This window comes from Sediminibacterium sp. FW305-C-61 (assembly GCF_058231065.1).
Genome location: NZ_JBIQXR010000001.1, coordinates 697,452 through 709,334, shown reverse-complemented (window position 1 = coordinate 709,334; position 11,883 = coordinate 697,452). Strand labels below are relative to the sequence as shown.

At 40.0% G+C, this 11,883-nt stretch carries 11 protein-coding genes; 3 read left to right on the top strand and 8 right to left on the bottom strand.

What is annotated here, in order from left to right:
• Positions 1–167: 167 nt before the first annotated feature.
• The 4 genes from ACH30E_RS02970 to ACH30E_RS02955 form a co-directional block, all read right to left on the bottom strand.
• The gene (locus tag ACH30E_RS02970) at positions 168–899 is read right to left on the bottom strand and encodes an esterase family protein (RefSeq protein WP_294988726.1); all 732 of its coding nucleotides are present in this window, start codon (positions 897–899) and stop codon (positions 168–170) included.
• Positions 900–946: 47 nt separating this feature from the next.
• Positions 947–1,690, bottom strand: a complete 744-nt coding sequence (locus ACH30E_RS02965; protein WP_490823606.1) for a ParA family protein — start codon at positions 1,688–1,690, stop codon at positions 947–949.
• A 95-nt stretch (positions 1,691–1,785) separates the two neighbouring features.
• Positions 1,786–3,018: a chromate transporter gene (locus ACH30E_RS02960; RefSeq protein ID WP_294988732.1), complete on the bottom strand. Its 1,233-nt coding sequence runs from the start codon at positions 3,016–3,018 to the stop codon at positions 1,786–1,788.
• A gap of 154 nt (positions 3,019–3,172) precedes the next feature.
• A complete protein-coding gene (locus ACH30E_RS02955; RefSeq protein ID WP_294988734.1) occupies positions 3,173–4,117 on the bottom strand; it encodes an isopenicillin N synthase family dioxygenase in 945 nt (314 codons plus the stop codon).
• Between the two features lie 126 nt (positions 4,118–4,243).
• Here ACH30E_RS02955 and ACH30E_RS02950 point away from each other — a divergent pair, with 126 nt between their 5' ends.
• Positions 4,244–5,281 carry a DUF3089 domain-containing protein gene (locus ACH30E_RS02950; protein ID WP_490823605.1) on the top strand — a complete coding sequence of 346 codons (1,038 nt, stop codon included), beginning with the start codon at positions 4,244–4,246 and terminating at the stop codon, positions 5,279–5,281.
• 24 nt (positions 5,282–5,305) lie between these two features.
• On the opposite strand, the gene ACH30E_RS02945 is transcribed toward ACH30E_RS02950, so the two are convergent.
• The 4 genes from ACH30E_RS02945 to recQ all read right to left on the bottom strand — a co-directional run bounded on the left by ACH30E_RS02945 (position 5,306) and on the right by recQ (position 9,458).
• Positions 5,306–5,560: a hypothetical protein gene (locus ACH30E_RS02945; RefSeq protein WP_294988739.1), complete on the bottom strand. Its 255-nt coding sequence runs from the start codon at positions 5,558–5,560 to the stop codon at positions 5,306–5,308.
• Positions 5,561–5,777: 217 nt separating this feature from the next.
• The gene (locus ACH30E_RS02940; RefSeq protein WP_294988742.1) at positions 5,778–6,284 is read right to left on the bottom strand and encodes an ExbD/TolR family protein; all 507 of its coding nucleotides are present in this window, start codon (positions 6,282–6,284) and stop codon (positions 5,778–5,780) included.
• Positions 6,285–6,331: 47 nt separating this feature from the next.
• Positions 6,332–7,060 carry an endonuclease/exonuclease/phosphatase family protein gene (locus ACH30E_RS02935; RefSeq protein ID WP_490823604.1) on the bottom strand — a complete coding sequence of 243 codons (729 nt, stop codon included), beginning with the start codon at positions 7,058–7,060 and terminating at the stop codon, positions 6,332–6,334.
• Positions 7,061–7,166: 106 nt separating this feature from the next.
• Positions 7,167–9,458, bottom strand: coding sequence for a DNA helicase RecQ (gene recQ, locus ACH30E_RS02930; RefSeq protein ID WP_294988748.1), 2,292 nt, complete (start codon positions 9,456–9,458; stop codon positions 7,167–7,169).
• Between the two features lie 226 nt (positions 9,459–9,684).
• Here recQ and ACH30E_RS02925 point away from each other — a divergent pair, with 226 nt between their 5' ends.
• A complete protein-coding gene (locus ACH30E_RS02925) occupies positions 9,685–10,647 on the top strand; it encodes a KpsF/GutQ family sugar-phosphate isomerase (RefSeq protein ID WP_490823603.1) in 963 nt (320 codons plus the stop codon).
• Between the two features lie 88 nt (positions 10,648–10,735).
• Positions 10,736–11,818 carry a mannose-1-phosphate guanylyltransferase gene (locus tag ACH30E_RS02920; RefSeq protein WP_294988752.1) on the top strand — a complete coding sequence of 361 codons (1,083 nt, stop codon included), beginning with the start codon at positions 10,736–10,738 and terminating at the stop codon, positions 11,816–11,818.
• The last annotated feature ends 65 nt before the right edge of the window (positions 11,819–11,883 follow it).

The window sequence follows — 11,883 nt, the reverse complement described above, 5'->3', positions numbered from 1 at the left end:
AACCCAACAATTGAACTGTAATATTAAAACAGGAATAGCAGATTGCCACAAATTGAGCAGGAATTAACGAGGTTTTTGCAGGTATGGGGGAGGACCATAGTCGATAGTCCATGGACCATAGAAGGAAGTTTTTCTATGGACTATCGACCATGGTCCATGGACTATCTTCAAAACTTCACATCAATAATATAAGGCAACATCGTGCGCCAGGTAGGCCAGTCGTGGTTGATGTCGGCTCCCCAAACATCAAGATCGTACCAGATACCTTTATTGTAGAGAATGCCTGCAAATCTTTTTGAAGCATTGGGATCTTCATAGGAACCACTGCCGGTATAGATATGTATATGATGGCTGGCTTTTATTTTTTCGAGGTACCAGGGATCATTTAGTGTGGGAAGATAATGTTCTGGACTATTATAAAAAACCTGTTCATCCCAAAAACCTTTGGTATATTCTGTAAGATCATATACACCACTCATGCTAATAGCACCATTGATAATATCTGGTCTTTTTAGAAAAAGATTCATAGCGTGCAAAGCACCAAAAGATGCTCCACAGGTATAAACCATGGTTTCATTACTTGTATTGGTTCGGATAAAAGGAACTACTTCATTAAAAACATATTCATTAAACTGGTTATGTCGAATGGCTTTATGTGATGGTTCCATTTCATTATTCATCCAGCTCTCCTTATTCATGCTGTCTATGCTGAATACACGTAGTTTACCGCTATTGATATAAGGAGCCAGCGCATCAATCAGTTGGAAACGTTCGTATTCAAGATAATCAGCGGCTGCAGTAGGTATAAGTAAAAGCGCAAATCCATAATGTCCATAAGATGCAATTGGCATTTCTTTGCCCAGAGCCGGGCTGTACCACGACGAAAGATGTCTTTCCATATACCAGGGTTAATTTAGTAGATAAGGGTATTAAATACCATCAATCGTTATTCAATACAGGTTTTCCTTATTTCTTTCCATAAATCGCGATAACATTGAGCCGCATAACTACTGGCCGCAAATGTTTCCAGTGGCGCAGCATGTACGCCCATTTTTTCTACATCGCTCAGGTATGGTATATAGCTTTTCAGGAAAAACTTGTCTTTATAAAATTCATTCATCACTTCATGATGCAGGTTTTTCCGGTGGTCGACCATGCTGAAAAAGCATTTGATCTTACCACGTTCAAGGTCGTTTTCCTTGAAATAATTATCTACTGTTTCATATGACCTGATCGACAAAGTAGTCGGAATATTAGGCATCAGCACCCAATCGGCCGCTACAAATATTGCATCATGTAATACGGAAATGCCTGGTGGACTATCCAATATCACAATCGCATACTCTTTTTTTAGTGGGGCAAGAAGGGATTGAACTTTTCTGCGCGACTGCTTCATTTCATTCAATAGAATGTCTGCATGTCTTGCAGAGATATCTGCAGGAATGATATCGAGGTTTTCATATGTAGTGGGCTGAATGGCATCTGCCAGTTCCATCTCACTGTTGAGCAGTTTTTTCGACTCGTTTTTTACCGTTGCACTGGCACCCAGATAAAAGGAAGAGGAACCCTGTGGATCAAGATCCCATACCAATGTCTTATATCCTTCTTTGGCAAATAAATATGCCAGATTGATGGAAGCAGCCGTTTTGCCTACCCCACCTTTCAGGTTGTAGATTGCTAATGTGACCATCCTCTAATATACGTTTTTTTACAAATTGGGCCGGTAAAATGCCACGAATAGTAGGTTTTGGGCTTGCAAATGCACCAAATAAGCCGTGTGGTATATTAGTGAATAAGGTAACCAAGCAACAAACAACCCGCCACTATAAAGGGTGCCGGTATCCGTTTTAGTTGTAGCAGGAAGAACGTAAGCGCTATGATTAGTATATCGAGTATGGCTATATATCGGCCCTCAAAAATGGATATTAGAAAGGTATCTTTCATCAGGTAAAAAGTGGCGCCCGTCATAATACCCACAACAGCCGCATTTATCCCTTCCAATGACCTAAAAATTACCACATAGCGTTTGAGGTTATGCCAGACAGGGAAAAAAAAGAGCACCAACAAAGCACTGGGCAGGAAAATAGCAATGGCTCCAATGAAACAGCCCATCAGTTGCCACCAATTACCTTGCTCCTTTAATACCATGCCTCCTGTAAAAGCACCGATAGAAAATACCGGACCGGGAATAGCACGAACCATACCCGAACCTGTTAAAAAATCTTCTTTCGACATCTTCAATACATCCCTTTTTGTTTCCTGTATCCTCTTTGTTTCCGGACGGGTTACATATTGTTCATACATCAATGGCATCATTACATCACCACCGCCAAAAACGAGACTACCAAAACGATAAGCATTTTCAAAAAGGTTGATGGCTTTTCTATTCTCCCAGTTTTGTCTGGTTGCTGTTTCTGATACATAACCTGCAATACCAAAAAGTAAAAAGAAGATAAGGATATTGCCCCATTTTATTTTCTTGGGGGGTGTATCTTTTTCTGGTATTCGTTTATCACTAAAATTTGTTGCAATACCTGCTGCAACAATCAATGCAGGAAATATCCATGGCGTTTTGAAAAACAGAAAAGTAGCCAAGGATCCAAGTGCCATAATAACCCTGGTGATGGTATTATGCACGGCCAACCCGAAAATGCGATAAGTTGAATAGGCAATAAACCCAATGGCCATTGGTTGAATAAAGACAAAGAATCCGGGCTTAATTGCATTATTGCTGAAATACTCCAGGAGAAATGAAAGTCCACCCATTAAAATACAAGCCGGTGTGATCCAGATCAATAAGGTAAGCACTGCCAGTGGAACACCTCCCCTTTTATATCCGATTAGCGTAAGTGTTTGGGTTGAGGAAGCTCCGGGAAGTAATTGACAGAAGGCATTGTATTCCATCAATTCGGTTTCAGTAACATCCCTGCGCTGGTGCACGAAAGTTTTCATCATCATACCCATATGCCCCTGCGGCCCACCAAAAGCCGTAAGACTATGCCAGAGTACTGCACGCAAAAATGGGATATGGCGTAGTAGTATCAAGTATAAAGCGGGGAGTTAATGAACCTGAAAAATAGCAAAAAAATAAGGAATAAGAAACAGGAAACAGCAAATGAGAAAGTTATGTAAACTGCTATTCTCTTATTCTTTATTTCTTATTCCTTATTCCTTATTTCTTAAGCCCTATCTCCCTCAACCTTTCATCCAAATACTCACCGGCTGTTGCATCGGGATAGGCTTTTGGGTGGGTATCATCAATACAGCTTTCCAAACAAGCCAGACTCATTTCACTTCTTGGGTGAAGGAAAAATGGCATGGAGAATCTGCTGGTATGCCAATGTTCTCTTGGTGGATTTACAACCCGATGGGTAGTACTACGTAGTTTATTATTGGTTAATCGCTGAAGCATATCTCCTACGTTCACCACAATCTGTTCCGGTAAAGAAGTTACGTTTACCCAGTCGCCCTGTTTGGTAAGAATTTGTAAGCCATCTGCTGAAGCGCCTACCAGCAAGGTTATCAGGTTAATATCTTCATGCTGCTCAGCCCTTATGGCACTTTTGGGTTCCTGTGTAATGGGTGGGTAATGAATACAACGTAGAATGGAATTACCATTTGCTATATGTGTGTCGAAATAATTTTCATCAAGACCAAGGTACAATGCTATGGCTTGCAACAAAGCACGACCACTTTTTTCAAAACTTCGATACGCATCAAAAAGTGTTTTATTCAATGGCTCAACCTCTTTAACTACCACATTATCCGGGTATTCACTTTTAATCGGATCATCATTTTCAACTGTCTGACCATACTGAAAAAATTCTTTCAGATCCGGTGCCTCACTGCCTTTGGCATGTTCGCGTCCAAAACTGGTATAGCCTCTTTGTCCGGCTAAGCCCGGTATTTCATATTGTAATTTTTTCTCGAGTGGCAGGGAGAAAAACTGCTGAACATATTCATATTGATGTGCAATCAGTTCATCAGGAATTCCATGGTTTTTTACTGCAACAAAACCTACTTCTTCATACGCTTTACCAAGTTCTTCTACAAAAGCTGCTTTACGCTGAGGGTCGCCACTCAAAAACGCTGCTAAATCTACTACGGGTATAGCCATAACACTTATTTTAGGGTGAATAATAATGGTCCGTTTTCAACCGTCTGGAAAAATACAAAACTAGTTCGATTTATGGTAGTATGTAGACAAAGCCTATGTTTCAGGTATTTTTATCAACTTTAGCGTATGAAATACTCCGTGCTTTTATACTGCATGATATTATTATGTGCATGTAGCAATAAATACCACAAATACGCAACCAGGTATACAATACCTGATTCACCCAATGCACCCGATTATAGTAAGCTCGATTATTGGGCGGCACACCCTTATAAAAAAGACCCATCAGACAGCGTTCCCAAGCCATTACGTAAGCATTATAGCGCAGATACCAGTATCGACGTATTTTTTATTCACCCTACCACTTACACGGATGAAACCAGACCATTAGGGTGGAATGCGCCTATTAATAATACCGAACTGGCTGCTAAAACCGATTACAGTACCATTTTATACCAGGCCAGTATTTTTAATGAAGTAGGAAGAATATTTGCCCCAAGGTACCGGCAGGCTAATCTTAGTGCCTATTTCCCCGTAACAGCAGCAGATACAACAGAGGCATTACGTGCATTCGACCTGGCCTATGCCGACATTAAAGCTGCTTTTGAATATTATCTCCAATATTATAATAATGGCAGGCCCGTTATTATTGCGGCCCACAGTCAGGGAACAACCCATGGTAAGCAACTGGTAAAAACATTTTTTGATGGAACGAGTATCCAGCAAAAATTAGTGGCCGCCTATCTGGTAGGCATTCCTGTTGAAGAAAATTGGTTCTCTTCCCTTAAACCATGCGAAAGTCCGGCACAAACAGGCTGTATATTAAGCTGGCGAACTTTTAAGGAAGGATATAAACCTGATTATGTATTAAAAGAAACCAATAAAGCCATTGTAACCAATCCGCTTACCTGGAGTATCAATGATACTACTGCATCAAGGCAAACAAATAAGGGTGGAATTGTAACTAATTTTAATCAACTGGTAAAGAAAATTGCTGGTGCCAATAACGCAGATGGTGTTATCTGGACCGCCAAACCGAGGTTCTTTGGAAATATTTTTTTCACCACCAAGAACTATCATGTCGGAGATTACAACCTGTATTATTTAAGTGTGCGGGATAATGTTAAAGAAAGGGTAAACGCCTATAAATTGCAGAATCGGTAACGTCGAGGCTAAAAATAATAACCACTATTTCTTACTGAAACGAATGGCTTTGATAAACACATCGCCACTGAATGCATTCAAGATATAATTGCCACTAGCCAGATCGCCAAGGTTAATAACCAGTTGCTGTAACCCCTCGCTTACATCTTCTACAATAGTCTTGGCCATATGTCCGTCAACATCCAACACTTTGAGTACCAGGTTACCGGTACGCTCAGACATTACAGTTAAGTAACTGTCTTCATTGATGATATTTGGTTGTAAATGCTGGATATACATAACCCTCCTTTTTTTACAATTACGGAATAATGGCTCAGGGGGATGTATAATTATGACACCAAATTTGGTGCCATTGCTGCATTAAATTGGGACTTTGGGGTGAATTTTATGGTAAAAAGGCTGAGTGGGTTTTGGGCGGTTCGTTTTTTGGATGAATACGTAGGATTTTCACCGCAGAGGCACGAAGGGATGGAGATTTCGCAGAGCTGTGTGAAAGTTACTGGTGAGTTTGTTTTTGGTGATCTAATAGCATATACTTTTTCACACCATTAATCATCATTTCATCCAGCACATTTACCAGGTTACCATAGCTTGATGCTGCTAAAGGTTTGATGAGTACGATAGGTTCTGCGTCGATACCAAATTCCATTTTTACCTGTCTGATTTTAGACAGCAAAACAGCCCTTAATCCTTTACTGCTATAGTCTGTCTGATGTAAATCTTTGTCATTATTTCCTTCATAATATAGTATGCTATTGTCGCCATCCAGTAATAATGAAATGGTTTTTCTTTCACCTGCAAGTGAAGGATGTTTTGTATCATTTTCATCCGGCAAAGGCATCACAATACTTGAAGGTTCACTCATAGTTGTTGTGAAGATGAAAAAGGTAATCAGTAGAAAACCAAGATCAACCATCGGGGTAAGATCAACACGGGTAGATAGTTTCTTATTGCGGTGCAGTCCTTTACGGTTCCTGCTTTCCGCGCTTTGTATTTCTGCCATAATCAGTCTTTTTTAATAAGATGATTATACCAATAGTTTCCATAAAACTAAAACTTCAACTCAACCAGCAGTGGCCGATGATCTGATGCGACCGGCTCTTCAAGTACTTCGGTTTTAATCACCGGTATTTTTGATTGACCATGGGCCAGGATATAGTCTATACAACGGTCCGGGTTATTGGAAGGAAAAGTAAAAGCATCACCGCTTAACAATTGAAAAGACTGTTGCAGCAACTGCATTGTATTGCTGGCAGGTGTGTCATTCAAATCGCCTAACAACAGTACAGGCTTTTTACTGGCCAATAATTCCTCTTCAATAATTTTTATGGAACTGATTCTGTCTTTCTCTGTTAAGGAAAAATGCGTGCAAAAGACCCGGTAAGATTTAAACTCAACAACCAGTAATACCCTTGCTTCTTCTGTACCAGGCAGTGGGATTGTTTTTTGCGCCAAAGGTTTTTCTTTCGATAATACTCCTACCCCATATTTACCACCCTGAAATGCAATTGCTGCTCCATAGGTTCCATACATACTAGTTGTTTCAGCCAATTTTTTCAGTACGTCTACTCCCCGGCTTCTCCTGGTAACACTATCCAGTTCCTGCAAAGCAATAATGGAAGCTTTTGATTTTGTAATGATATCGGCGATGCGCTGGTAATCGGTAATATTATCCATGCCTTTTGCATTGCGGATATTATAACTGAGTAAGCGTAGAGGTTCAGCGGGGGAGAATGAAAACAGAATAATAGTTAATAATCCGAACAGGCACTTAAACATAAAATGGAGATTTTTTTACTCCCCTTATTTCAGTGCCATTCTGTGCTTTCAGTGGCAATTATTAATGCCAATGAAAGCACAGAATGGCACTGAAGGAACAGAGGTTTTAATTTCCGTAAACACTCAGGAACTTAATGCGCATAATTTTTAGCTGTTCCCAGGAATAATCATTGTCACTTAATTCCTGCTGTGCAATCTGCAAGGACGATGTTTCACAGTTTTTGAAATATTCGATGATTTCTTCCTGATCGTATTCATCCAACCACTCGTCGATAGCGTAGTCGAGGTTTAGTTTGGTACCGCTGGCCGCGATAGTTTCCATTTCTTCAAGGAGCTCATCGAGGCGCAGGCTTTTATTGCGGGCGATTGTTTCCAATGGAATTTTTTTATCGACATTCTGGATGATATAAATTTTGTTGTTGCCTTTGTTGGCTACGCTTTTCATGACAAAATCATCCGGCTTTTCGATATCATTTTCCTCTACATATTTAGCAACCATTTCTACAAATGGTTTACCATATTTAAGGGCTTTACCTTTACTAACACCCTGACATTTATCCAGCTCTTCAAGGGTAGTGGGATAAAGTGTTGCCATATCCTGCAAAGAGGTTTCCAGGAATATAACAAAGGGAGGAAGATTTTTGCGTTTTGCTTCTTTCTGACGCAGTTCTTTAAGCATTTCGAAAAGCTTATCGTCTGCAGCTGCTCCTGTTTGCGTGCCATTTTCACCTTCTTCGTCATCAGCATTGGCGTCTTCGAAAAGGTTATTCAGCACAATTTTAAAGGAAGCCGGTTTCTTTAAATATTTCTCCCCTTTTTCAGTAAGCTTTAACAGGCCATATTCTTCAATATCTTTTCTGATCAGGTTCTCCAGCATCATCTGTCGAACAAGGCTGTTCCATAAATGCAGTTCTTTATCTTTCCCAATACCAAACACATCCAGTTTATCATGACGGAACATGCTGATTTGGGGTGTAAGTTTTCCTGTTAATACACTGATTACATAATCTGCAATAAATCTTTCATCAAGTGCCTTAATCGTTTTGAGCACCTGAACTACTTCTTCTTTTACTTCAATTTTTTCTTTCGGATTACGACAGTTATCGCAGTTGCCACAGTTTTTTTCTTCCCAGGTTTCTCCGAAATAATGCAGCAGTATTTTTCTGCGGCATACTGAGCTTTCTGCGTAGGCCACTGTTTCATCTATTAGCTGACCGCCTACTTCTCTTTCACTCAAAGGTTTATCGCGCATCAGGTGTTCCAGCTTGGCAACATCTTTATGCGAATAATATAATACACAGATTCCTTCTAATCCGTCTCGGCCTGCTCTACCCGTTTCCTGGTAATAGTTTTCAATAGATTTAGGGATATTAAAGTGAATCACAAAACGGATATCCGGTTTATCAATACCCATTCCAAAAGCAATGGTAGCAACGATCACTTGTACATCTTCGTTCAAAAACTGGTCTTGCCTGTCGGCCCTTACTTTTTGATCGAGACCTGCATGATAAGCTACGGCTTTAATATTATTGGCTACCAGTAATTCAGCCAGTTCTTCAGTCGTTTTCCGGTTAAGTGTGTAAATAATTCCACTCTTCCCTTTATGTTGACTAATGAATTTGACGATATGTTTAACCGTTTGGTCTTTCTTTATCTTGGGCTGTATTTCATAATACAGGTTGGTACGGTTAAAGGAAGAGATAAAAATATTGGGTTCACGAAGACCCAGGTTTTTCACGATATCACTTTGCACTTTGGGTGTAGCAGTTGCCGTTAGGGCTATAACTGGTACATCCGGATTAATGATATCCATCATCTCTCTCAGTCTGCGGTATTCCGGTCTGAAATCATGACCCCATTCAGAAATACAATGGGCTTCATCTACTGCAAAAAAAGATATTTTGAGGTCGGCGAAATATTCGAGGTTTTCCTGTTTGGTTAAAGTTTCAGGTGCAACATAGAGTAGCTTGGTTTTGCCACTGTCAAGATCTTCTTTTACTGCTTTAATCTGACCTTTATTAAGTGAAGAGTTCAGAAAATGTGCCACATCATCTTTTTCACTGTAACCACGAACAAGGTCTACCTGGTTTTTCATCAAAGCAATCAGGGGAGAAACTATGATCGCGCATCCCTCTAAGATCATAGCGGGAAGCTGGTAACAAAGACTTTTACCGCCACCGGTAGGCATAATAACAAAAGTATCCTGCCCGCTTAATAAGCTTCGGATCGATTTTTCCTGTGTTCCCTTAAACTCTCTGAATCCAAAATAGGTTTCCAATGCCTCATGGATATTAAAACCGGCATCTGCCAGTTGTTTAGAGGCTATCTTTTTGCCAGATGTGGCAGATTTAGTTTTTGTGCCCTTTTTAGCGGGGGCTTTCTTTGTACTTGTTGCCATGTATATCAAATCAGTTTACCGCACCGGGGAGAACCCTTTATAACCATATAAGTTACTGATTTTACCGGAATTTTCACTTAATATTTGCCAATCGGCTCAAGAGGAAGTGTTTCCGGCGGAACGGCCCTTCTGAGGAAGCGACCAGCTTTTTTCGAAAGGATGGCGAAGTTAACAAAGAAAAGCCTGATTACACACACTTAGCTGTTAAAGTTTACCTTTGTTCCGCATGAAAAAAACGATTGTTCAGACAGCATTAGAAACTATTGCATTAGAAGCGGCATCCATAACCGGGCTTTCTGCTTTTATTGATGCGCAATTTGATAAAATCATCCAACAACTGGCTGCTTGTAAAGGTCGTTTGGTGGTTAGCGGCATTGGCAAAAGTGCCATTGTTGCTCAGAAAATTGTGGCTACTTTAAATTCGACCGGTACACCAGCATTGTTTATGCATGCAGCAGACGCCATTCATGGCGATTTAGGGATGGTACAGCAGGATGATATTGTTTTGTTGATTAGCAAAAGTGGAGAGAGTCCGGAAATTAAAGTGCTGGTTCCGCTTATTAAAAATTTCGGCAACCTGCTTATTGGTATGGTTGGTAATACAGATAGTTTCCTGGCCCGGTCTTCTGATTTTGTTTTAAACACCACCGTTAGTCAGGAAGCATGCCCCAATAACCTGGCGCCAACAAGCAGCACAACTGCTCAAATGGTAATGGGCGATGTTATCGCTGTTTGCCTCATGCAGTTAAATGGCTTTACCGATCACGATTTTGCACGCTATCATCCGGGAGGTAATTTGGGTAAACGCTTATACCTCCGTGTTTCAGATCTCTGCAGTCAAAATGAACGCCCTCAGGTATTACCACAAACTGGTTTAAAAGAAGTAATCGTTGAAATAACCGAAAAAAGATTGGGAGTAACTGCTGTTGTTAACGAGCAGAATGAAGTGCTGGGTATTATTACAGATGGTGACCTGCGAAGAATGCTCGAGAAATCAAACGACCTGACAAAAATTACTGCTGCAGATATTTTCTCTCCAAATCCCAAGACAGTTGAGTTGGATATGCTTGCCGTTGAAGCGTTAGAGGTACTTCGAAAAAACGATATTAGTCAGTTAGTAGTTACTGTCAATAAACAATACATGGGAATTTTACATATTCATGACCTTATCAGAGAAGGCATAATATAATAACATACACATTAACCAAAACTATTTCACCCGATTGCCCATAAGCCTGTAATATTGCATGGCCTAAGAGGCAACAAACTTGGAAGGAATGAACAAACATCATAATGTGGCTATCATGGCTGGAGGAATAGGTAGCCGTTTCTGGCCAATGAGCCGTACTGCTTATCCAAAACAATTCCTGGACATTTTACATACCGGAAAATCGCTTTTGCAATGGACTTTTGAGCGATATAAAACTTTTATCCCGGAAGAAAATATATTCATTGTTACTTCAGAAGAATATGTATCTATTGTTCAGAAACAACTTCCAACTCTTCCTATTCAAAATATAGTAGCAGAGCCCAGCCGAAAAAATACCGCTCCTTGTATTGCCTATATTTCTTTTAAACTATTACAAAAAGATCCGGAAGCCACCTTAATTGTAGCACCCAGTGATCACATGATATTAGACAATGAAGCTTTCAAAGCCGTGGCACTTAAGGCATTGGATTTTGTGAGCCATATTAAATCACTGGTTACTTTAGGTATTACTCCTACCCATCCCAATACTGGTTATGGGTATATACAGCACGATAGCATGACTGTAGCCGATGGCATTTATAAAGTAAAAACCTTTACTGAAAAACCCAACCTTGAGTTGGCAAAAACATTTATCAGCAGCGGCGATTTTCTTTGGAATGCAGGCATTTTCGTTTGGCAGGCAAAAAATGTGGTCAAAGCTTTTGAAAACCATCAGCCTGAAATGTTTGAACTATTTGAAGGAATAAAGGATAGTTATAATACCGATCAGGAAAAAGCAGCCATCGACCGTATCTATCCATTATGTACAAATATTTCCATAGATGTTGCCATCATGGAAAAAGCAGAAAATGTTTATGTCATCCCTTCTTCTTTCGGCTGGAGCGATTTAGGAACCTGGAACAGTGCTTATGATAACCTTGAAAAAGATTATCTCGGCAATGCCGTTGCAAGCGACAACGTAATAGTAATCGATGCCACAAAATGCATGGTGTCGGCCCCCAAGGAAAAATTACTGGTATTGCAGGGTCTGGATGATTTTATTGTGGTAGACTCTAAAGATGTACTACTCATCTGCAAAAAAGAAAAAGAACAGTCAATTAAGGAATACGTGGCAGAGGTTAAAAGAAATAAGGGCGATAAGTATTTATAATTTTTAAGCCACAGATTCACAGATTAATCGATCATAATCTGTGAATCTGTGGCTTAAACATTCTC